The sequence below is a fragment of the Janthinobacterium sp. BJB401 genome (genome assembly GCF_013372745.1).
Lineage (GTDB): Bacteria > Pseudomonadota > Gammaproteobacteria > Burkholderiales > Burkholderiaceae_D > Janthinobacterium > Janthinobacterium rivuli.
The window spans coordinates 1-21,139 of sequence record NZ_JABXFH010000029.1; the positions used below are offsets into that span (position 1 = coordinate 1).

The following is a 21,139-nucleotide window of genomic DNA, read 5'->3' on the forward strand; positions in this document are numbered from 1 at the left end:
CCCCCCCGGCGCTTAGATTTTGGGTTCAGCAAAAACCTAGACCCACCCCTTCGCTTTCACATCCGCATACGTCTTGTCCAGGCACAACCGTATCAAGCCCACCATTTCATCGATCTGCGCGCGCGTCATCACCAGCGGCGGGGCGACGATCATGCGCTCGCCCACGGCGCGCATGATGACGCCGTTGTCGAACATGTGGCCGCGGCAGATCATGCCCACGCCCTGGCCCTCGTCGAACAGCTCGTTCTCGTGCACGGTGGCGCCCTTCTTGCGCACCAGGTTCAGGCCCGCGACCAGGCCGCAGCTGTCCGCATAGCCGACCAGCGGGTGTTCGCCCAGGCTGGCGAAGCACTGCTGCAGGTACGGCCCCGTATCCTCGGCCACCTTGGCCACCAGCTGCTCCTCCTCGATGATGCGGATGTTTTCCAGCGCGGCCGCGCAGGCGACGGGGTGGCCCGAATACGTGAAGCCGTGGGTGAACTCGCCGCCCTGTTCAATCAAGACTTTAGCGACGCGGTCCCCCACCAGCACGCCGCCCAGCGGCACATAGCCCGAGGTGACGCCTTTGGCAAAGGTGATCAGGTCGGGCTTGATGCCGAACAGTTCGGAACCGAACCAGCGCCCCAGGCGCCCGAAGCCGCAGATGACTTCATCGGCGATGAGCAAAATGCCGTATTTGTCGCAGATGCGCTGGATCTCTGGCCAATACGTCGACGGCGGGATGATGACGCCGCCCGCGCCCTGCACCGGCTCGCCGATGAAGGCGGCCACCTTGTCGGCGCCGATTTCCAGGATTTTGTCTTCCAGCCAGCCGGCCGCCTTCAAGCCAAAGGCCTCCGGCGTCAAGCCGTGGCCCGACTCCAGGTAATTGGGCTGGCCGATATGCGCGATGCCCGGTATCGGCATGCCGCCCTGCGCATGCATGCCGTCCATGCCCCCCAGCGACGCTCCCGCCACCGTGCTGCCGTGATAGGCGTTGTGGCGGCTGATGATGGTATGTCTTTCCTTGTGGCCGAGGATATCCCAGTAGCGGCGCACCATGCGCAAATTCGTGTCGTTACCTTCGGAACCTGAACTGGTGAAGAACACGTGCTGGAACTGCGGCGGCGATATCTGCGCCAGCTTGGCGGCCAGCTGCGCGGCCGGCACGTTCGTCGTGCCAAAGAAGCTGTTATAGAACGGCAGCGTCTCCATTTGCCGGTACACGGCTTGCGAGATCGACGTGCGGCCATAGCCCACGTTGACGCACCACAGGCCGGACATGCCGTCGACGATCTTCTTGCCCTGGCTATCCCACAGATAGACACCGTCGCCGCGCACCATCACGCGCGCGCCCTTGCTTGCCAGATCTTTAAAATCGGTGAATGGATGCAGGTAGTGGGCCGAGTCCATCTGCTGGATGGCGTTTGTATCGTACACCTGCGGCGCCGCGTTTTTATGCGCCACGGAGGCGACCAAAGCGGCGCTGGGCGCCAGCGGATTGTTGGATGTGCTCATTGATATCCTTTCTTAAACGTGGAGCAGAAGATGCTCGCGCTCCCACGGGCTGATGACGGTCATGAACTCCTGGTGTTCCAGGTCCTTGATGGCCGCATACACGTCGATGAAGCGCTCGCCCAGCACCGTGCGCAGCTTGTCTTCCGCGCGCAGCAGCTGCAGGGCCTCGGGCAAGCCTTGCGGCAGTTCGAACTTCATGTCGTAGGCGCTGCCCACCATCATCGGTGTCGCCTCCAGCTGCTCCGTCATGCCAAGGTAGCCGCAAGCCAGGGTGACGGCCAGGGCCAGGTAGGGATTCGCGTCGGCGCCGATGATGCGGTTTTCCACGCGCCGGTCCTGCACGCCCGATTCGGGCACGCGGAAGCCCACCGTGCGGTTGTCCAGGCCCCACTGGATATTGATCGGCGCGGCCGTGTGGCGCACGATGCGGCGGTAGGAATTCACGTAGGGTGCGACGATGGCCATGGCCGACGGCATGTAGCGCTGCAAGCCCGCGATGTAATGTTTGAAGATGGGCGCGGCCGAACCGTCCTCGTTGCTGAAGATGTTCAGGCCCGTCTTCGCATCGACGACGCTCTGGTGCACGTGCATGGCGGAACCCGGTTCGCCCGCCATGGGCTTGGCCATGAAGGTGGCGTACATATCGTGTTTCAAGGCCGCTTCGCGCAAGGTGCGCTTGAAGAAAAACACCTTGTCGGCCAGGCCCAATGGGTCGCCGTGCAGGAAGTTGATTTCCATCTGCCCTGCACCGATTTCATGGATCAGGGTGTCGACGTCAAGGTTCATCAATTCGCAGTAATCGTAGATATCCTCGAACAGGGGATCGAACTCGTTGACGGCATCGATGCTGTACACCTGGCGGCTCGTCTCGGCCCGGCCGCTGCGCCCGATGGGCGGCTTCAGTGGCAAGTCCGGGTCCGTGTTTTTCGCCGTCAGGTAGAACTCCAGCTCCGGCGCCACCACGGGTTTCCAGCCCTTGTCCGCATACAGTTTCAGCACGCGCCGCAGCACGGATCTTGGAGCAAAATCGACCAGCGCGCCATCGGAAAAATAGCAGTCGTGGATGACTTGCGCGGTGGGGTCCGTGGCCCACGGCACCATGGTGATGGTGGTGGGGTCGGCCTTCAAGATCATGTCGCGGTCGGTGCTGGAAATGGCGCGGTCATAGCCGCCATCGTCGACCGGGTAATTGCCCGTCACCGTCATGCCCAGTACCGCTTCCGGGATGCGCATGCCGCGCTCCTGGGTGAATTTCCCGCGCGGCAGGATCTTCCCCCGCGCCACGCCCGTCAAGTCGGGGACCAGGCATTCGATTTCCGTGACGCGCTTTTCATTGAGCCACAAATCCATGTCCGTATAAGTGAAATTTTCGCGTATTGCCATGTTTCCCTCTCGTTGGTCTTGCGCTTTTCCTGATTAAGCGCCGCATGGTGCTGGTGCGGCGCGCCTGTCATCCTTTTTTCATCCTTCCTTGTCATTCATTCTTTCGGTGCTGCTGTTCCTGGTAATCGCGGCATGCCTGGCCGAAGGCGCCAAACAGGCGCATGGACTGCGGATTGTCTTCCACCTGCCATTCCGGATGCCATTGCACGGCCAAGGTAAAACCGGCGGCGCTGGCCACGCTATACGCTTCCACCAGGCCGTCGTCGGCCAGCGCTTCCACGAGCAAGCCATCGGCCAACCGGGCGACGCCCTGGCCATGCAGGGAATTGATCATCATCTCGCTCTCGCCGCCCAGCAGCCGTGACAGCAGGCCGTCGGGCATCAGCTTGATGCGGTGCGAAGGCGCGTACTGGCGGTTCAAAGGATCGAGCACGTTTTCACGGTGGTCCTGCATGCCGGGCACCGCATGCACGGCCTGGTGCAGGCTGCCGCCCAGGGCCACGTTGACTTCCTGGAAGCCGCGGCAAATGGCCAGCAAGGGCAGCTGGCGCGCCAGCGCGGCGCGGATCAGGGGCAAGGTGGTGGCGTCGCGCGCGGGGTCTTGCGGCAGGTCGGGATGCAGGATGTTTTCGCCATACAGGCGAGCGTCGACGTTCGAGGCGGAGCCGGTCAGCATGACGCCGTCGGCGATCTGCAGCGCCGCGTCCAGGTCGGCGTCCAGGCCCAGCGCGGGCAACAGCAGCGGCATGCAGCCGGCGCCGCGCAGCACGGCGTGCAGGTATTTATCCTGCGCCATGTGCCAGGCGTAGCTGCCGAGCTGGCGCTGGCAGGCGGGAACGAGAACGATGGGACGGCGCATGGAGCTTCCTCGCTGGCGTGACGATCCAATGACAGCGCCATGACAGCGCTGCCGCTCGCTTCACTGTACAGCAGAGCCGCAGGCAGCGGCCACACGGATGGGAATGGCCAGCGGTGGCACACATCGCCTACACTACGGCTTTGCAATATTGCTCTTGATAAAATCATCATATGCCCGTCCGGCGCCAAACACCAGCGCCGCAGGCAAAGTCCCTACCGTTCCCATGCATCCACACCGTTTTCCAGTCATCCCGAACACCATTGTCACCCTGCGGGGGCAGCCATGAAGCACATGCCATGGCGCGACTTCTTCGCCCTCGTCGTCAGCATCGGCGTGGTGGGACTGGGTCTGGGCGCCACCATGCCGCTCACCGCATTGACCTTGCACCAGCGCGGCGTGGGCACGGACATCATCGGCATGATCACGGCCGTCAGCGCCCTGGGCATCCTGGCCGCCTCGCCATTCGTCTCGCGCTGGGTGGGACGTTTCGGCGCGCGCGCCACCATGCTGGGCGCCGTGTGGGTGGCTTCGCTGGCGACGATCGCCATGCAGTGTACCGACCACCTGCTGGCGTGGAGCATGCTGCGCTTCCTGTTCGGCGGCGCCATGGGCGTGCTGTTTACCATCGGCGAAGCGTGGGTGAACCGGCTGGCGCCCGACAATTCGCGCGGCAGGGTGGTGGCCATGTACACCACCAGTTTTACGTTTTTCCAGCTGATCGGCCCTGCCCTCGTGGCGCTGTTCAATGACAAGATCAGCTGGAGCTTCGCCGCCTGCGGCCTGCTGTTTTTGCTGGCCGTGCCGGGATTGATGCTGATCTCGAACAGCGGCCCGGAAAAGGAACCGGAAGAGCATGGCGTGAAGTGGACCTTGATCCTGCCGCGCATGCCGATGATCGTGCTCGGCGCCGCCTTCTTCGCCCTGTTCGACACCCTGGCATTGAGCTTGCTGCCCCTGTACGCGATGGAGCACGGCATCGGCACGGACCTGGCCCTGCTGTCGGCCACCGTGGTGCTGGTGGGCGACACGGGCCTGCAATTCGCGCTGGGCTGGATGGCCGACCGCTACGGCCGCGCCAAAGTCCACGCGGCCTGCGGCGTGGCCGTCTGCCTGCTGCTGCCGCTGCTGCCATTCGCCGTCGGCACGCCGTGGCTGTGGTGGACCTTGCTGCTGTTGCTGGGCGCGGCGGCGGGCGGCATCTACATGCTGGCTCTGGTGGCTTGCGGCGAGCGGTTTACGGGCCTGTCGCTGACCAGCGCCAGCGCCATCGTCAACGCCACCTGGGGCATCACCAGCGGCGGCGGCCCCCTGCTGACGGGCGTGCTGATGCAATCGGTGGGCGTGAACGCCCTGCCTGCCGTGATGTGGGTGTGCGCCGCCATTTTCGTCGGCAGCGCCGTGTGGGAACGCAGGAAGGGGATCGTTTAGCGTTTTTTACTTACTATCCAGCCGCTGCCGCAGTTCCTCGGCCACCGGATAATCGGGATACGCCTGCCGGAACGCCGTCCACTCCTCCTGCGCCAGCGCGCCTTCGCCCGCCTTGAGCAGCGCGTCGATCTTCACCAGCCACACGGAAGCATCGAGCCTGGCCGGTGGTGGCAGCGGCGCCGACTTTGCCACGACGGGCGCGGGCATGGCCAGCGCCCGCTGTGCCGGCGCCTGGCGCTGCAGGCTGGCTTCGGCCTGCATGGCCGCTTGCTGCTCCATCGCCTCCCGCATTGCCGGAGGCGGTGGCGGGGCCGGTGGCGCTGGCGGAGGAACGGGTGCTGACACGGGTGCTGGCACTGGCTCGGCTTGCGCCGGCGGCCTCGGTGCCGCCTTGGCCATGGCGCGCGGTGCTGGCGGTAGTGGCGCAAACTCAGTCGCAGGTGCGGCCGCCGGTACAATGACCGGTGCGGCTTCCCGCATCACCTCTTGCGTGACCGGTTCCCCCACCACGGGAAATTGCGCCGGCTTCGAACCGAACCAGTCCACGCCGATCAGGTTCACCGTCAACAGCACGGCGGCGGCCAATCCCAGCGGAACGCGCCAGCGCTGCAGGTAGTCCGGTGATTTTTTGGCCGGCAGGGTGCGCAGCACGCCATCGGCGCTGTCGTTCGCGGCCGTCGGCTGGCGCAAGGCTTTTTCCGCATCCGCCAGGATGGCCGCATCAAGCGCGCTGGAAGGCGCGGGCTGCGGCAAGCTGGCCAGCAGCGCCTTCAATTCCTCGTCATGCAAATCGTCGTTATCTTGATCGTGCGTCTTCATGCCTGTCCTCCCGCGCCCGCGGCGCTGTCCAAGCCCGCGCGCAATTTCTGCATGGCGTAGCGCAGCCGGCTCTTGACGGTTTCCGCTTCCGCTCCCGTCACCACGGCGATCTCCAGGATACTCATGCCGCTGAACTGCTGCAGCACCAGCGCTTCCTTTTGCTCCACCGGCAGCGCGGCGATGGCCGCATGCAGCAATGCGTGCTGCTGTTTCTGTTCCAGCGATTGCGGCGGCGATGCGCCCTCGTCCGCCAGTTCGCCCACGTCGCCGTGTTCCTGACCTTCGCGCTGGCGCAGGAGGTCGATCAGGCGGTTGCGCGCGATCTGGTACAGATAGGTGCGGAATGCCGCTTGCGGCTGGTAGCCCGTGCGCGCCGCGTGCAGGCTGGCCCACGCATCCTGCACGATCTCGTCCACCCACGCGCGGCGCGGCGAACGCCATGCCACGAAGCGATACAGGCCCTGGCTATGGCGCCGGTACAATTCGCGAAACGACGGCAGGTCGCCGGCGCTGTAGCGCAGCATCAGGTCTTCATCCGTCGCGGTAATGAGGGTGTCGGGCATGCGGAGCAGTGTAGCCGAACTACGCGGCAGCGGCAATTTCCCTGCGCCGTCAGCGAACAGGGGACGCAATGGGTGCATAGCTGATGCGGCGCACTTCGCGGATCTGTCCATCCTTGAGCGCCCCTTCCACCACTTCATAGCCGAGCAGGGCGAAGACGCGGCCCAGCAGGAACAATGGCCGCGCATTGCCATACCAGTCCACGCACGATGCGCGGCAGCCGTCGTCCGGTGCCGGACCGGGACGCGCGGCCAGCGCACCGAGTTCCGTCAATGTCAAACCATTGTTGCGCAGATACAGGACGGAGGCGGCCGGCTTGTTGAGGCCAGGCCGCTCGTCCGCGCCCAGGATGGGCAGGCCGATCAGGCCTTCGCTGGCCGTTTGCGGCTTGTAGAAAAAGCCGTGGCTGCGCGACTCGCCCTGCGCCGCGTCGGCGCGGATGTAGCGCGTGGCGATCGCCGCCTGCGCCCCCAGGCGGATGGTGCTGAAGTGCAGATCCCTGCCCTGCGCGCCGATCACCACGGCGTCATTGCCCAGCGCCTCGATGCGCTCGACGCCATGCGGCAGGGACAAGGCTTGCACGCTGCCCGCATCGGCCCAGCGCACGGCATACAGTGGCTGGCGCGGCCAGGCCTGGTCCGCCTGACGGCGTCCAGGATTGCCCGGATTGCCGTACAAGAGATAGGATCCCACATAACGGTTTTGCAGCCCATAGCCGCCACCACCGGGCAGCGGCTGGTAGCTGCTGGCGGGCGCACTGTCGCGGCCATCGGAAAACGACGTCAATGGCACGCGCAGCAAGGCCATGTCGCCGCGCCCCCGCGTACCATCCCACATGGCGTCGCCCTGGCCTTCGGCGCGCAGCAGCACGTTCAGGTGGCCATCGCCACTTTCCAGGAACGAGAACTGGTCGACGGGTGCGCCCGCCACTTTCAATGCGCTGGGCGCGCTGCCATCGAGGGGAATGCGGAACACGCCCGAGTCGCGGCCGCGGCGCGTGGTCCACACGAAAACGGATTCGCCCGACACATAAAACACGCGGCCCTGCGGCCCCATCACGGCCGTCGCTTCGCAGCGCATGTCGCGCTGCGCCAGGTCGCACACGGTGACCGTGTGCAGGGTCAGGCCAAAGCCCGTTTCCGGTTCTTCATCGGTGCGGTAGATGCGCGTGGCCGGCGCGATGCGCTTGAAGTCGGACGGCACGGCGTCAGGACGCCAGCGGCGCAGCGCGGGAAAGCCGCCGAACGGGTCGCCCCGGCGCAGGTTCAGCGACAGGGGCGAATAGAACACCAGTTTGCCGCCGACCAGGCGGCTCGCGTAATTGCGCGACGAATAATAATCGTTGGAGCGCAAGTGATAGGTGGAGCGGTAGGCCAGCTTGCCGTCGGCGTTGACGTCGAACAGGCCGATCTCCGTGCCGCCACGGCTGTAGCTGTAGCCGATCACCACGACCGTGTCGCCATCGATCAGCATCTCGTCATACCAGCTGCCCGACGGGTCGCTGCCCGGCGCGAACGCGTCGAGCGACGACACGGGCTGCAGGGCATTGCCCCCCACCTGCACGGTAAACAGCTTGCCGCGCCGGAGCATCACCAGGTGCTTGCCATGCAGCTTGACGATGCCGCCTTCGTCCACGCCCGCCGTCTGCACATTGGTGACGGATTCCGCCGCTTCGGCCGATGCCGCCGGCGCGGATTTCGCCATCATCGGCGCGGGAGAGGCGGGAGGAGCCGGCGGCGCCGACATGGACTGCGCCGTGGCGCGCTGCAGTTTCTGCTGCTCCTTCTGCAGTGCTGCCTGGCGCGCCTGCAACTGCTGCAGATAGCTGCTCAAGGCTTGCTCGCTGGCGAACGGCGCCAGGGTTTTCCTTGGTGCCGTATCGGCGGCATGGCTGCCTGCCGACAGCAGCAGGGACAGTATCAATGTGATCTTGAGGGCGCTGGACATCGCTTCTTCTCCGGTTGGCTGGGGTGTCCAACATGAAACGCGGCAGCGCAGAAAAAGGGGTTAAACGCGCGTGAAAATATTCACGCAGCGTTTTACCTTATTCAAAACCCCGTATGCGGTCGCCATTGAAATTCGGCAGGCGCCATTCAAAATGCAGGGCCAGGAAGCGGAACAGGAAGCCGGCGCCGATGGACGCCAGCTGCGCCACCGAGCTGTCGACCTTGAAGTGCAGCAGGCCCACGTACAGGGCGCCCGTGAACAGGGCCACGGTGGCATACACTTCGCGCTGCAGCACGAGGGGAATCTGGTTGCACAGGATATCGCGCAGCAGGCCGCCGAAGACGCCCGTGATCATCCCCGCCAGCACGACGATGGCCGGATGCATCTTGGCCGACATGGCGATGTCGCAGCCGATCACGCAAAACGCCACCAGGCCCAGTCCATCGACCAGCAGGAAGATGGCGCGCAAATGGTGCAAATAGCGCGCGACAAAGGCCGTCACGATGGCCGCGCCGATGGTAAACAGCAGGTATTCGGGATGCGCGATCCAGCCCAGCGGATAGTGCCCCAGCAGCACGTCGCGCACGGTGCCGCCGCCGAGCGCCGTGACGGTGCCGATCATGCAGATGCCGAACAAGTCCATGCCGCGCCGCATGCCCATGATGGCACCGGACATCGCTTCGGCGACAATCGCCACCAGGTAAATCGTATATAGCAGCATGCTCTTATTCTTCCGAAAATGATTTGAGAATTTGTTCGCGTTCGCGCGCTTCGTTCAAGGTGCGCGCTTCATTCGTGCCCGTGCCGGAGCCGCCATCGCCGGCGTCACCGTGCGCCATGCGCGTATCCGCACCGCCGCTGCCGCAGCCGACACTGCTGTGGATAAAGGCAAAGTTATCCTGCAGGCAGTCGCCAGCCAGGTATTCGGCATACACGTAATCGCCATCGAGCAGCGCCAGGCCTGGCGGCTCGGCCAATACCTGTTCGCGGCGGCCCTGCACGGCCACCTGCATGTAGTCGCGCCAGACGGGCAGCGCCAGGGTGCCGCCCGTGGCGTTGCCCAGGCTTTTCGGCTGGTCGTAGCCGAGCCAGACGACGGACACCAGGCCCGAGGAATAGCCGGCGAACCAGGCGTCATACGCGTTGTTCGACGTGCCCGTCTTGCCGGCCGCGTCGCCGCGTCCCAGCGCCAGCGCGCCGCGTCCCGTGCCGCTCTTGACGACGTCGCGCAGCATGCTGTCCATGACGTAGGCATTGCGCGTGGAGATCACTTGCGTACCGGGCGCCGGCGCATCCTTGGCGCGTGGCGCCGCATCGCTGAACAGCACTTCGCCGCTGCGGCTGCGCACTTCCTTGATCAGTTTTGGCGGCATCTGCATGCCGCCATTGGCAAACACGGCATACGATTGCGCCAGCTGCAGCGGTGTGACGGCACCCGCGCCCAGCGCCAGCGGCAGGGAGACGGGATTGCGCGCGCCCTCGAAACCAAAGCGCGTGGCGTAGTGCTGCACGTAGCCGGGACCGGCCGCCTGCATCAGGCTGACGGCCACCAGGTTTTTCGAGCGCACGAGGCCGCGCCGCACGCTGATGAAGCCTTCATAGTTGTTGCCGTAATTGCGCGGACGCCACGGCCGCGCGCCCGTTTCCTGCGGCAGCAGCAGGCGCTGCGTGTCGTCCACGGCCGTGCCGGGAAAATATCCCTTTTCCAGCGCCGCCGAATACACGAAGGGCTTGAAGCTGGAGCCGGGCTGGCGGTAGGCTTGCATGGCGTGGTTGTAGTGGTTGCGGTAGAAATCGAAGCCGCCCGCCATGGCGACGATTTCGCCGCTGTGCGCCTCGACGGAGACAAGCGCGCCTTCCATCTCGGGCAGCTGGCTCACCAGCCAGCCCTTCTTGGCCGCGTCGTGCACAACGCGGATCACGCTGCCCGCGACGATGGCGCGCTTGCCATCCCATTGCAGCTTGCCGCCCAGGCGCGCTTCCGAGGCCGTCAGCACGATCTCGTCGCCATTGCGCAGCTGCGCCGTCAGCTGGCGCTTGCCGGCGGTATCGACTTTGCGCACGAGGGCGGCGCGCAGTTCACCGCTGTCCGGGTAGGCAGCCAGTTGGCGCGCCACGCTGTCTTCGGAAGCGGCCAGACGCGCTTCCGGGCCACGGTAGCCGCGTCGCGCCTGCGCATTCAGCAAGCCATCGCGCAGCGACTTGTCGGCCGCCCGCTGCGGCGCCATGCGGATGGTCGTCGTCACGTCCAGTCCCATGCTGTAAGCGCCTTCGGGATAGCTTTGCAAGATCAATTGACGCGCTTCCTCGACCGCATACGCGGCCGCATGCACGGAGCTGTTGCGGTCCTTGTTCAGGGCCAGTTTTTCCGCCACCGCCGCATCGTATTCGGCCGGCGTGATGTAGCCCAGTTCACGCATGCGCTGCAGGATGTAATGCTGGCGCACGGTGGCGCGCTGCGGATTGGCGACGGGGTTGTAGGCCGACGGCGCTTTCGGCAAGCCGGCCAACATGGCCGCTTCGGCGATGCTGACGTCGGCCAGCGGCTTGTCAAAGTAAACGTTCGAGGCGGCGGAAAAACCGTAGGAACGCTCGCCCAGGTAAATCTGGTTCATATACAGTTCCAGCAGTTTGTCCTTGCCGTAGTGCTGTTCCAGCTTGTAGGCGAGCAGCATTTCCGTCAGCTTGCGCTGCACGGTTTTTTCGCGCGACAGGAAAAAGTCGCGCGCCACCTGCATGGTGATGGTGCTGGCGCCCTGCGCATGATGGCCCGTGACGACGTTGGCCAGTGTTGCCCGCGTCAGACCATAGAAATCGACGGCGCCGTGTTCGTAGAAACGCGCATCTTCGATGGCCAGCAAAGCCTGGCGCATGCGCAGCGGGATGTCTTTCAAGGGCAGGAACTCGCGGCGCTCTTCGCCGTATTCGGCCAGCAGTTCGCCTTCGCTGGAAAAAATACGCAGCGGCAGCGCGGGCTTGTACTGGGCCAGGTGTTCGACGGCCGGCAAATCCTGCCATGCCTGGCGCAGCCACCAGCCGCCCGCCAGCGCGGCGGCCATGCCCAGGCCCAGGGTCAATCCCAGGCCGAATTTCAGATTGCGCGCCAGCTTAGACTGGGGCTTGCGGGTGGTGCTGTCGTTCGCTTGTGCTTCCATGGTGGTATTCCTTGCTGCCAGGAGGCCGCACGCTGACGCGCGGCACTCCATCAAAGAGGCATTGTGCACTGCAACACACCCATCCTTATCAAAAGTAAGTATTATTTAGTATTGATAAATTTTTCTTATGCAAGGCAATCACCATGGATCTCAACCCCAAGCACACGGAAGCGTTTCGCGCCGTCGTCGAAACGGGCAGCTTCGAGCAGGCGGCGTTGCGGCTGCACCTGACGTCTCCGGCCATTTCCCAGCGGGTGCGGGCGCTGGAAAGCCAGCTGGGCAATGCGCTGATCGTGCGCAGCCGTCCCGCGCGCGCCACGCGCATGGGCCAGCGCCTGATGCAGTACCTGAAACGCGCCAAGCTGCTGGAAGCGGACTTGCAGGCGGAACTGGCGGTGCAGCAGGATGCCCCGCTGACCCTGGTGCTGGCGCTGAATGCGGACTCGATGGGCACCTGGTTCTTCCCGGCCCTGTCCGAGGTGCTGATACGCGAGCGCGTACTGCTGGATCTGACCGTGGAAGACCAGGACCACACGTACACCTTGCTGGAGACGGGCATGGCCATCGGCTGCATCAGCACGGAAGCCAAGCCCATGCGCGGCTGCACGGCCGAGCCGTTGGGCGTGATGCGCTACTGGCTGGTGGCCACGCCCGCGTTCCGCCAGCAATGGTTCGCGAATGGCCTGACGCGCAAGGCGGCGCGCACGGCGCCCGTCGTCGCCTACACGCGCAAGGACACCTTGCAATCGTCGTTCCTGCAGGAAGCGCTGGGGCTGCCCGAAGGCGCTTACCCCTGCCATTACGTGCCGGGTGCCACCTCGCACTTCAATGCCATCCGCTATGGCCTCGGCTACGGCATGGTGCCCGAGCTGCTGCTGAAAGCGAACACGGATGGCGAACTGGTGGAAATGCTCACGGCCAAGACCCCGGCCGACGTGGCCCTGTACTGGCACACGTGGAAGGTGCAATCGCCGCGCATGGAGCAACTGTCGCGGCAAATCATCGCGGCGGCACGCAGCATGCTGAAATAGTTGTCGTGAGAACTAGCGCTGCATACCCCAGCGTTTCAGCGTGACGCGCTCCAGGCTGCGAAAGCCAAGGTTTTCCACAATTAGACCGATGACGATGACGGCCGCCAGACCAGCGAAGACCTTGTCCGTGTACAGCTCGTTACGGTTCTGGAAGATGTACCAGCCCAGGCCGCCCTGCCCCGACGTGGTGCCAAACACCAGCTCGGCCGCGATCAGGGTGCGCCAGGCGAATGCCCAGCCTATCTTCAAGCCCGAGACGATGGAGGGCAAGGCGCCCGGCACGAGGATGTGCAGCACTAGGCGCAAGCCGTTCAAGCCGTAATTGCGGCCCGCCATGCGCAGGGTTTCGGGCACGCCCTGGAAGCCTGCATACGTGTTCAGGGCCAGCGGCCACATCACGGAATGGACGATGACAAAGATCAGGCTGGCGCGCCCCAGGCCGAACCACAGCAGAGCCAGCGGCAGCAAGGCGATGGCCGGCAAGGGATTCAACATGGCCGTCAGGGTTTCCAGCAGGTCGCGCCCGATGCGGCTGGACACGGCCAGCAAGGTCAGCACGAAGGCGGCCAGCACGCCCACCGCATAGCCTTGCAGCAAGACAACGAGGGAGGCGGCCGTGCGCGTGAGCAATTCACCGCTGGCGATGCCGCCGATAAACGCCTGCGCCGTCTGCAGAAAACTGGGCAGCAATAAATCGTTCTGCGTCCAGCGCGCCGCGCCTTCCCACAGCAGGGCCAGGCTGAGCAAAATGAAAGCCTTGCGCCACAGCGCATGCTGGCTCAGACGCTGCCAGCGCGACAGCGGCCGCTCGACGGTGACGCCGGCCGGCGGCGGCGCCGCGTAGACGAATTCCTGGCGGATAGGCGGCTCCAGCAGCGCGCTCATACGGCCTCCCGCTGCGCGGTCACTGCTTGCGGGACGGGAGCGACTTCCTCATCGAACAGCAAGCCATGGATGCGGCTGCTGGCTGCCTGGAATTCCGCACTGCCCGCACTGTGCAAGCCGAACTGATGGCTGTTCAATTCAGCGCGCACGCGGCCCGGATGGGGTGACAGCAGCAGGATGCGGTTGCCCACGACCAAGGCTTCCTCGATCGAATGCGTGACGAACACAAGGGTAAAGCGCAGCTCTTCCCACAAGCGGCTCAGCTCTTCCTGCATCTTGCGCCGCGTCAAGGCATCGAGGGCGGCGAACGGCTCGTCCATCAGCAGCACTTCCGGCTGCATGGCCAGCGCGCGGGCGATGGCCACCCTCTGCTTCATGCCGCCCGACAAGGTATGCGGATGGGCATCTTCAAAGCCAGCAAGGCCCACCTTGGCGATCCAGTGATGGGCGCGCTCACGGGCCGCCTGCTTGTCCAGGCGCTTGCTGGCCAGCAAGGGGAACATGACGTTTTCCAGCACCGTTTTCCATGGCGGCAACTGGTCGAATTCCTGGAACACGACAACACGGTCCGGCCCCGGTTTGTGGATGGGCAGGCCCTGCATGGCGATGCTGCCCGCGCGCGGCGCGATGAAACCGGCCACGGCTTTCAGCAAGGACGACTTGCCGCAGCCGGATGGCCCCAGGAGCACGAAGCGGTCGCCGCGAAACACGTCGAAACTGACGTCATGCGTGGCGCGCACGGTGCGCTGCTCGGTGCGGTATTCCAGGCTGACATGCTTGACGCTGAGCAGCGGCTGTAGCGCAACGGGAGGACGGACCAGGTGAAAAGCGGGCGCGTTCATGTCAGCCTCCTTGCGTGATGGCAGGATCGTCAAAGAAATAATCGCGCCAGCTGTCGGGCAAGTTGCGGATGGCGCTCACGCGGTGCAGGAATTGCGCCAGGCCATAAGTGTTTTGCGGCGCGATCTTGAATTGCACTTGCGGGTTGGCAAAGATTTTCAGCAGCAGATTGCGGTCCACCTTGCTTTTATTCACCTTGATGTAGATGTCGGCCGCGCCTTGCGGGTTGCTGCTCGCATACTGCGCCGCTTCCGCCAGGGCGGCGATGAAGGCGCGGTACGTTTTCGGATTGTCCTTGCGGTATTTTTCCGTCGCATACAGCAAGGTCGACGAACTCGGTCCGCCCTGCACGTCGTACGAGTTCAGGATGATGTGGGCGTTCGGGTTTTGCGCCAGTTCCTGTTCCTGGAACGGCGAATTGCCGAAGTGGCCGCTGAGCTCCGTGCCGCCGGCGATGATGGCGGCGGCCGCGTCCGGGTGTGGCAGGGTTTGCGTGATTTTATCGAGGCGGGCAAATTCCTTGTCGCCCCACTGTTTCGCCACGGCCATTTGCAATATCCTCGCCTGGACGGAGACGGAGACGGCAGGCAAGGCGATGCGATCCTTGTCCGTCAAGTCGGCCAGGGTTTTCACCTTGGGATTGTTGCTGACCAAATAGTAGGGGAAGTTGCCCAGCGACGCCACGCCGCGTACATTCTGCCGGCCTTTGGTGCGGTCCCAGATGGTCAGCAGCGGCCCCAGCCCGGCGCCTGCGATATCGATATTGCCCGACAACAAAGCGTCATTGATGGCCGGCCCGCCGGACAGGGTAATCCACTCGACTTTCACATCGACGCCCTGCTGCTTGCCATGCTTTTCAATCAGCTTTTGTTCCTGTGCAATATTGAGTAGCAAGAAGGTGATGCCATGCTGGCCCGCGATGCGGATCTGCCCCTCGGCCCGGGCCATGGGCATGGCCATGCACAGCACGGCGATGGTGGCGAGCAGGCGGCGGGAAAAGCTAAAGATCGGCAACATGGACACTCCTTGGGTCAACTACGTTCAAAAAAATCAGTACGGCGCATCGCCTTCAATCGTGGTGCGATACAGCTTGCGGCGCTGCTCGGGCGGGCAACCCGTCGCCAAATGCATCAGGGAACGGTTGTCCCAGAACACCAGGTCATGCGGCTGCCAGCGGTGCACATACAGGTGCTCCGGGCGCACGCTGTGGGCAAACAGTTCGTCGAGCAGGGCGCGGCTTTCATCGTCGGGCAAGCCGACGATGCGCGTCGTGAAATGTTCGCTGACGAACAGGGCGCGGCGTCCCGTTTCCGGATGCACGCGCACGACGGGATGGGTGACGGGTTGGACTTCATCGATCTGCGCCTGCGTCAGGGCGGGCCGCCACGGGTTACGGCGACGCAATTCCTCATACTGGCTCAGGTAGCTGTGCTCGGCACGGGCGCCACGTACGGCATGGCGCAGCGCGGCCGGCAAGCTGTCCCACGCCAGGTGCATATTCGCAAACACGGTATCGCCGCCGTCCTGCGGCAACTCTTGCGCATGCAGCATGGAACCGAGGCTGGGCACTTCCTTGTACGACAAATCCGAATGCCAGAAATGGCCCGCGTCGCCGAGGCCGATGGGCTGGCCGTTTTCAACGATGTTCGAGATGATCAGTACTTCCGGCTGCGTTGGCAGCTGGAACTGGCGCAGCACGTGGATTTGCAGCGGACCGAAGCGGCGGCTGAAATCGACCTGCTGCTGCGGCGTGATGCGCTGGTCGCGGAACACCAGCACGTGATGGTCGAGGTGGGCGTGGTGCAGGCGCTGGAAGTCGTCCAGCGACAGCGGCTGCGCCAGGTCCAGCCCCAGCACTTGCGCGCCGAGCGGCGCATCGAACGTCTCGATACGGAAGTGGCTGGTGGAGTACTTGGGTTTCAGGACGGCCGACATGGGAACTCGCCTAGAGTCTGGGGAAGTCCACTGTATGCCTGCTCGCCCATCCTGCAAACGAAGCATTTCTGATATGGATATGCGCGGCGCGTTGTGCCACGCTGCAACAGGCACTGTCACGCAATGGCGCAGCTGCGCCGGCTTTGCCGGGGAATGGGGCTAGCACGCAACTTGCTTAGCTTATCTACCAGCTTCAATCGTTGATCAGGAAAGCCATGCCCACCTACGCCCTGCTGCTCGCCTTGCTGTTCCCTGCTTTCGTCCACGCCCAGGATAGCGAGGGCGAAAGTGATCTCAGCTACAAAGCCTATGTGCACAGCGACAAGCGCATCAAGTGTTTGTACGGCTATGCGGCCGACAAGACGGGCGACCATGCGTCCGCCGTCGCCATCTTTGAAGATTGCATCCGGCGCTGGAACGATGTGTATTCGATGATTTGGCTGGCCCAGCTGTACGAAACGGGCATCGGCGTGACTAAGGACTTGCAACAGGCGACGGCGCTGATGCGGCGCGGCGCGCATACGAATGATGACGCGGCCTATGCGCGGCTGGCGCGCTACCACTATGGCGTGGCGCTGGCCGAAGGCCGGGGCACGCCGCAAGACATTCCCCAGGCCAGAACCTGGCTGCGCCAGGCGGCGCAGGAGGGCGTGCGGGAGGCGGCCGATTACCTGGACCGCCTGGACAATGCGGCGCCGTAGGCACGGCGCCAGCATCGACTAAGCGATTGCTTCGTAGCGGGCCAGGCGCGTCGCCATGCGCGGCGCCAGCTCGTGGCCGGCCGTGACGGTCACTTCCAGGTCATTCAGCAAGCCATCCTTCAAACCATAGACCCAGCCGTGAACGCTGAGTTCCTGGCCCCGTTCCCACGCATCTTGCACGACCGTGGTCTGACACACGTTCAAGACTTGTTCCACGACGTTCAGTTCGCACAAGCGGTCGCCGCGCTGGCGGCTGGTCAGCACGTCGCCCAGGTAGCGTTCGTGCTTCTGGCCCACGTCCTGCACGTGGCGCAGCCAGTTGTCGACCAGGCCGATGCGCGTGCCCGTCATGGCCGCATGCACGCCCTTGCAGCCGTAATGGCCGACGATGATGACGTGTTTGACTTTCAGCACGTCCACGGCAAATTGCAGGACGGACAGGCAATTGAGGTCGGAATGCACGACCACATTGGCAATATTTCGGTGCACAAACACGTCGCCAGGCGCCATGCCCAGCAATTCATTCGCTGGCACGCGGCTGTCGGAGCAGCCGATCCACAGGTATTCGGGCGACGTTTGCGCTTCCAGGTTCTTGAAGAAGTTCGGGTCTTTCGCCACCATCGAGTCGGCCCAGCGGCGGTTACGCTGCAGCAGTTCCGCCAGGGCCGGGCCATTTTTCTGTTCGGTCATATCGCTCCCATTGTGTACGTACGACTGCATTGGCGGCAGATCGCGCCCATAGGCCGGCGATGCGCGCACATTGCTCAGTCGTGATGAAAAAAACGCCGGGATGTTGAAGCATCCCGGCGCATGGTATTACGTGTGCTTATTCAAAAAAATCCTTGACCTTGTCTTTCCAGGTCTTGCTTTGCGGACTGTGCTTGGCACCGCCCTCGGTGGTCGACTTTTCAAAGTCGCGCAGCAGGTCTTTCTGTTTTTCCGTCAGTTTCACGGGCGTTTCGATAGCCACGTGGCAGAACAGGTCGCCCGCGTAACCGGAGCGCACACCCTTGATGCCCTTGCCTTTCAGGCGGAAGGTTTTACCCGACTGGGTGCCTTCCGGGATCGTGAACGACACTTTGCCGTTCAGGGTAGGCACTTCGATTTCGCCGCCCAAAGCCGCCTTGGTGAACGAGATCGGCATTTCGCAATGCAGGTCGTCGCCTTCGCGCTGGAATACGGCATGCGGCTTGATGTGGATTTCCACATACAGGTCGCCCGACGGACCGCCATTCGTGCCCGGTTCGCCGTTGCCGGACGAACGGATACGCATGCCGTTGTCGATACCGACTGGAATTTTCACTTCCAGGGTCTTGTTGCGCTTGATGCGACCGGCGCCGCCGCATGGCGTGCACGGGTCGGTGATGACCTTGCCGCTGCCATGGCATTTCGGGCAGGTTTGCTGGATGCTGAAGAAACCTTGCTGCATGCGCACCTGGCCGTGGCCACCGCAGGTACCGCAGGTGGTGGGCGACGTGCCCGGCTTGGCGCCGCTGCCGTGGCACGTGTCGCACTTGTCCCAGCTCGGCACGCGGATGGTCGTGTCGAAGCCGTGCGCAGCTTGCTCCAGTGTAATTTCCAGGTTGTAGCGCAAGTCGGCGCCACGGTACACCTGTGGCCCCGCATTGCGGCTGCGTCCACCGCCACCGCCAAAGATGTCGCCGAAGATATCGCCGAAGCTGTCGGCAAAGCCGCCAGCACCGCCGCCGAAGCCGCCACCGCCGCCCATGTTCGGATCCACGCCAGCGTGACCATAACGGTCATACGCGTCGCGCTTTTCCGGATTGGTCAGCATCTCGTAGGCTTCTTTGACTTCCTTAAACTTTTCTTCCGATTCTTTGCTATCCGGATTGCGGTCCGGATGGTATTTCATCGCCAGTTTACGGTAAGACTTTTTGATCTCTTCTTCCGAAGCATTTTTTGCGACACCGAGTGTCTCGTAAAAATCACGCTTTGCCATGTTGTCGGCACCTTGCAGTCTATCTACTGATGTAAAAATTACACGAAAAAGCCGAGTCGAGTGCTGCGCTAGGCGCAGCGACTCGGCTCGGCCGGTCTTCGCGGCTAATCCCGCGATGTAGCGTTCAGCCCGGCTGCCCCCAGTTCATGGGAGCGCAAGACATTACTTGCTGTCTTTGACTTCTTTGAAGTCAGCGTCAACAACGTCGTCTTGCTTGGCGCCTGCGTCCGATGCGCCAGCAGCTTGCTGTGCACCTTCCGCGCCGCCGGCAGCTTGCTGCGCTTGCATGTCGGCATACATTTTTTCGCCCAGTTTCTGCGATGCGCTCGACAGTGCTTCCACCTTGGCGTCGATCTCAGCCTTGTCGCCCGCCTTGATGCTTGCTTCCAGGTCGGTGATTGCCGCTTCGATCTTCTCTTTCTCGCCCGTATCCAGCTTGTCGCCGTATTCGGTCAAGGATTTCCGGGTCGAGTGTACCAGAGCATCGGCCTGGTTGCGCGACTCGGCCAATTCTTTGACCTTCTTGTCTTCTTCCGCGTTCAGCTCGGCATCCTTGACCATCTTCTGGATTTCAGCCTCGGTCAAGCCGGAATTGGCCTTGATCGTGATCTTGTTTTCCTTGCCGGTGGCCTTGTCTTTCGCGCCGACATGCAAGATGCCGTTGGCGTCGATGTCGAAGGTCACTTCGATCTGTGGCGTGCCGCGCGATGCTGGCGGGATGCCTTCCAGATTGAATTCGCCCAGGCCCTTGTTGCCGGCGGCGATTTCGCGCTCACCCTGGAAGACCTTGATGGTCACCGCAGGCTGGTTGTCGTCGGCCGTCGAGAACACTTGGCTGAACTTGGTCGGAATCGTCGTGTTTTTGTGGATCATCTTGGTCATCACGCCGCCCAGGGTTTCGATACCCAGGGACAGAGGGGTGACGTCCAGCAACAGCAAGTCCTTGCGTTCGCCCGACAGGACCGAACCTTGAATCGCTGCGCCCACGGCGACGGCTTCGTCCGGGTTCACGTCCTTGCGTGGATCCTTGCCGAAGAATTCCTTCACTTTTTCCTGCACCTTCGGCATACGCGTCATACCGCCGACCAGGATGATGTCATCGATGTCCGACACTTTCACGCCAGCATCTTTGATAGCGGTGCGGCATGGTTCCATCGTGGCCGTGATCAGCTCTTCCACCAGCGACTCCAGCTTGGCGCGGGTCATCTTCAGGTTCAAGTGGACCGGTGCGCCGTTCGCCATGGCGATGTACGGCTCGTTGATCTCGGTTTGCTGCGACGACGACAATTCGATCTTCGCGCGCTCGGCCGAAGCCTTGATGCGCTGCAGGGCGATCGGATCTTTTTTCAGGTCGATGCCGTTGATCTTCTTGAACTCGTCGATGATGTAATCGATCACGCGCTGGTCGAAGTCTTCGCCGCCCAGGAAGGTGTCGCCGTTGGTCGACAGCACTTCAAATTGTTTCTCGCCATCAACATCCGCGATTTCGATGATCGACACGTCGAACGTACCGCCACCCAAGTCATACACGGCGATTTTACGGTCGCCTTTTTCGGTCTTGTCCAGGCCGAACGCCAGCGCTGCCGCGGTTGGCTCGTTGATGATGCGCTTGACGTCCAGGCCAGCGATACGGCCGGCATCCTTGGTGGCTTGACGCTGCGAGTCGTTGAAGTACGCAGGCACGGTGATGACGGCTTCGGTGACTTCTTCACCGAGGTAGTCTTCTGCCGTTTTCTTCATCTTGCGCAGGACTTCGGCCGAAATTTGCGGCGGCGCCAGTTTTTTATCGCGTACACCGATCCATGCATCGCCGTTGTCGGCTTTCATGATCTGGTACGGCATCAGAGCGATGTCTTTTTGGACTTCTTTTTCGTCGAACTTGCGACCGATCAGACGCTTGACTGCGTACAGCGTGTTTTTCGGATTGGTCACGGCCTGGCGTTTCGCTGGCGCGCCGACGAGAATTTCGCCATCTTCTTGATAAGCAATAATCGACGGCGTCGTGCGTGCGCCTTCAGCGTTTTCGATTACCTTTGGTTGACCGTTTTCCATGATGGAAACGCAGGAATTCGTGGTTCCCAGATCGATACCGATAATTCTACCCATGATTTATTTCCTTTTATTTGCTAGATTTCAGA

General features: G+C 63.1%; 18 protein-coding genes. 3 read left to right on the forward strand and 15 right to left on the reverse strand.

The annotated features are described in order from the left end of the window. Positions 1-36: 36 nt before the first annotated feature. The 3 genes from HWE17_RS18140 to HWE17_RS18150 all read right to left on the reverse strand — a co-directional run bounded on the left by HWE17_RS18140 (position 37) and on the right by HWE17_RS18150 (position 3,739). Complete coding sequence (locus tag HWE17_RS18140) at positions 37-1,497, reverse strand: aspartate aminotransferase family protein (protein ID WP_176389686.1); 1,461 nt, start codon at positions 1,495-1,497, stop codon at positions 37-39. Between the two features lie 12 nt (positions 1,498-1,509). Beyond that, positions 1,510-2,880: a glutamine synthetase family protein gene (locus HWE17_RS18145; RefSeq protein ID WP_099376355.1), complete on the reverse strand. Its 1,371-nt coding sequence runs from the start codon at positions 2,878-2,880 to the stop codon at positions 1,510-1,512. A 91-nt stretch (positions 2,881-2,971) separates the two neighbouring features. Further along, positions 2,972-3,739, reverse strand: a complete 768-nt coding sequence (locus HWE17_RS18150; RefSeq protein WP_176389687.1) for a gamma-glutamyl-gamma-aminobutyrate hydrolase family protein — start codon at positions 3,737-3,739, stop codon at positions 2,972-2,974. A 282-nt stretch (positions 3,740-4,021) separates the two neighbouring features. Here HWE17_RS18150 and HWE17_RS18155 point away from each other — a divergent pair, with 282 nt between their 5' ends. Beyond that, positions 4,022-5,167 (forward strand): MFS transporter, encoded by a 1,146-nt coding sequence (locus tag HWE17_RS18155; protein ID WP_176389688.1) that lies wholly within the window; start codon positions 4,022-4,024, stop codon positions 5,165-5,167. 6 nt (positions 5,168-5,173) lie between these two features. Here HWE17_RS18155 and HWE17_RS18160 read toward each other — a convergent pair whose 3' ends face one another. The 5 genes from HWE17_RS18160 to HWE17_RS18180 all read right to left on the reverse strand — a co-directional run bounded on the left by HWE17_RS18160 (position 5,174) and on the right by HWE17_RS18180 (position 11,649). After that, complete coding sequence (locus HWE17_RS18160) at positions 5,174-5,986, reverse strand: hypothetical protein (RefSeq protein ID WP_176389689.1); 813 nt, start codon at positions 5,984-5,986, stop codon at positions 5,174-5,176. Next, on the reverse strand, positions 5,983-6,549 hold the full coding sequence (locus HWE17_RS18165) for a sigma-70 family RNA polymerase sigma factor (RefSeq protein ID WP_255206295.1): 567 nt from the start codon (positions 6,547-6,549) through the stop codon (positions 5,983-5,985). The genes HWE17_RS18160 and HWE17_RS18165 overlap by 4 nt, the downstream gene beginning before the upstream one ends. Positions 6,550-6,598: 49 nt before the next feature. Continuing rightward, the gene (locus HWE17_RS18170; protein ID WP_176389690.1) at positions 6,599-8,494 is read right to left on the reverse strand and encodes a beta-propeller domain-containing protein; all 1,896 of its coding nucleotides are present in this window, start codon (positions 8,492-8,494) and stop codon (positions 6,599-6,601) included. A 97-nt stretch (positions 8,495-8,591) separates the two neighbouring features. Further along, positions 8,592-9,215: a trimeric intracellular cation channel family protein gene (locus HWE17_RS18175; protein WP_035822575.1), complete on the reverse strand. Its 624-nt coding sequence runs from the start codon at positions 9,213-9,215 to the stop codon at positions 8,592-8,594. 4 nt (positions 9,216-9,219) lie between these two features. Beyond that, positions 9,220-11,649 (reverse strand): penicillin-binding protein 1A, encoded by a 2,430-nt coding sequence (locus HWE17_RS18180; protein WP_176389691.1) that lies wholly within the window; start codon positions 11,647-11,649, stop codon positions 9,220-9,222. A 137-nt stretch (positions 11,650-11,786) separates the two neighbouring features. On the opposite strand from HWE17_RS18180, the gene HWE17_RS18185 reads away from it, so the two are divergent. Beyond that, complete coding sequence (locus HWE17_RS18185) at positions 11,787-12,680, forward strand: HTH-type transcriptional regulator ArgP (protein ID WP_369681748.1); 894 nt, start codon at positions 11,787-11,789, stop codon at positions 12,678-12,680. A 12-nt stretch (positions 12,681-12,692) separates the two neighbouring features. Here HWE17_RS18185 and HWE17_RS18190 read toward each other — a convergent pair whose 3' ends face one another. From HWE17_RS18190 to HWE17_RS18205, 4 genes are all read right to left on the reverse strand, one after another. After that, positions 12,693-13,565, reverse strand: coding sequence for an ABC transporter permease (locus HWE17_RS18190; protein ID WP_176389693.1), 873 nt, complete (start codon positions 13,563-13,565; stop codon positions 12,693-12,695). Then, positions 13,562-14,407, reverse strand: a complete 846-nt coding sequence (locus tag HWE17_RS18195) for an ABC transporter ATP-binding protein (RefSeq protein WP_176389694.1) — start codon at positions 14,405-14,407, stop codon at positions 13,562-13,564. The genes HWE17_RS18190 and HWE17_RS18195 overlap by 4 nt, the downstream gene beginning before the upstream one ends. 1 nt (position 14,408) lies before the next feature. Beyond that, a complete protein-coding gene (locus tag HWE17_RS18200; RefSeq protein WP_255206296.1) occupies positions 14,409-15,365 on the reverse strand; it encodes an ABC transporter substrate-binding protein in 957 nt (318 codons plus the stop codon). 90 nt (positions 15,366-15,455) lie between these two features. After that, positions 15,456-16,340, reverse strand: coding sequence for a TauD/TfdA family dioxygenase (locus tag HWE17_RS18205; protein ID WP_176389696.1), 885 nt, complete (start codon positions 16,338-16,340; stop codon positions 15,456-15,458). Between the two features lie 215 nt (positions 16,341-16,555). Here HWE17_RS18205 and HWE17_RS18210 point away from each other — a divergent pair, with 215 nt between their 5' ends. Continuing rightward, positions 16,556-17,041: a tetratricopeptide repeat protein gene (locus tag HWE17_RS18210; protein ID WP_176389697.1), complete on the forward strand. Its 486-nt coding sequence runs from the start codon at positions 16,556-16,558 to the stop codon at positions 17,039-17,041. Positions 17,042-17,059: 18 nt separating this feature from the next. On the opposite strand, the gene can is transcribed toward HWE17_RS18210, so the two are convergent. From can to dnaK, 3 genes are all read right to left on the reverse strand, one after another. After that, positions 17,060-17,731 carry a carbonate dehydratase gene (gene can / locus HWE17_RS18215; protein WP_035822585.1) on the reverse strand — a complete coding sequence of 224 codons (672 nt, stop codon included), beginning with the start codon at positions 17,729-17,731 and terminating at the stop codon, positions 17,060-17,062. 136 nt (positions 17,732-17,867) lie between these two features. Beyond that, a complete protein-coding gene (gene dnaJ / locus HWE17_RS18220; protein ID WP_034745985.1) occupies positions 17,868-19,001 on the reverse strand; it encodes a molecular chaperone DnaJ in 1,134 nt (377 codons plus the stop codon). Positions 19,002-19,163: 162 nt separating this feature from the next. Further along, on the reverse strand, positions 19,164-21,107 hold the full coding sequence (gene dnaK / locus HWE17_RS18225; protein ID WP_176389698.1) for a molecular chaperone DnaK: 1,944 nt from the start codon (positions 21,105-21,107) through the stop codon (positions 19,164-19,166). Positions 21,108-21,139 lie beyond the last annotated feature (32 nt).

What these genes read in the sequence shown, in the direction of transcription:
- HWE17_RS18140 (WP_176389686.1), bottom strand. Translation starts at nt 1,497, where the DNA reads ATGAGCACATCCAACAATCCGCTGGCGCCCAGCGCCGCTTTGGTCGCC.
- HWE17_RS18145 (WP_099376355.1), bottom strand. Translation starts at nt 2,880, where the DNA reads ATGGCAATACGCGAAAATTTCACTTATACGGACATGGATTTGTGGCTC.
- HWE17_RS18150 (WP_176389687.1), bottom strand. Translation starts at nt 3,739, where the DNA reads ATGCGCCGTCCCATCGTTCTCGTTCCCGCCTGCCAGCGCCAGCTCGGC.
- HWE17_RS18155 (WP_176389688.1), top strand. Translation starts at nt 4,022, where the DNA reads ATGAAGCACATGCCATGGCGCGACTTCTTCGCCCTCGTCGTCAGCATC.
- HWE17_RS18160 (WP_176389689.1), bottom strand. Translation starts at nt 5,986, where the DNA reads ATGAAGACGCACGATCAAGATAACGACGATTTGCATGACGAGGAATTG.
- HWE17_RS18165 (WP_255206295.1), bottom strand. Translation starts at nt 6,549, where the DNA reads ATGCCCGACACCCTCATTACCGCGACGGATGAAGACCTGATGCTGCGC.
- HWE17_RS18170 (WP_176389690.1), bottom strand. Translation starts at nt 8,494, where the DNA reads ATGTCCAGCGCCCTCAAGATCACATTGATACTGTCCCTGCTGCTGTCG.
- HWE17_RS18175 (WP_035822575.1), bottom strand. Translation starts at nt 9,215, where the DNA reads ATGCTGCTATATACGATTTACCTGGTGGCGATTGTCGCCGAAGCGATG.
- HWE17_RS18180 (WP_176389691.1), bottom strand. Translation starts at nt 11,649, where the DNA reads ATGGAAGCACAAGCGAACGACAGCACCACCCGCAAGCCCCAGTCTAAG.
- HWE17_RS18190 (WP_176389693.1), bottom strand. Translation starts at nt 13,565, where the DNA reads ATGAGCGCGCTGCTGGAGCCGCCTATCCGCCAGGAATTCGTCTACGCG.
- HWE17_RS18195 (WP_176389694.1), bottom strand. Translation starts at nt 14,407, where the DNA reads ATGAACGCGCCCGCTTTTCACCTGGTCCGTCCTCCCGTTGCGCTACAG.
- HWE17_RS18200 (WP_255206296.1), bottom strand. Translation starts at nt 15,365, where the DNA reads ATGGCCATGCCCATGGCCCGGGCCGAGGGGCAGATCCGCATCGCGGGC.
- HWE17_RS18205 (WP_176389696.1), bottom strand. Translation starts at nt 16,340, where the DNA reads ATGTCGGCCGTCCTGAAACCCAAGTACTCCACCAGCCACTTCCGTATC.
- HWE17_RS18210 (WP_176389697.1), top strand. Translation starts at nt 16,556, where the DNA reads ATGCCCACCTACGCCCTGCTGCTCGCCTTGCTGTTCCCTGCTTTCGTC.
- can (WP_035822585.1), bottom strand. Translation starts at nt 17,731, where the DNA reads ATGACCGAACAGAAAAATGGCCCGGCCCTGGCGGAACTGCTGCAGCGT.
- dnaJ (WP_034745985.1), bottom strand. Translation starts at nt 19,001, where the DNA reads ATGGCAAAGCGTGATTTTTACGAGACACTCGGTGTCGCAAAAAATGCT.
- dnaK (WP_176389698.1), bottom strand. Translation starts at nt 21,107, where the DNA reads ATGGGTAGAATTATCGGTATCGATCTGGGAACCACGAATTCCTGCGTT.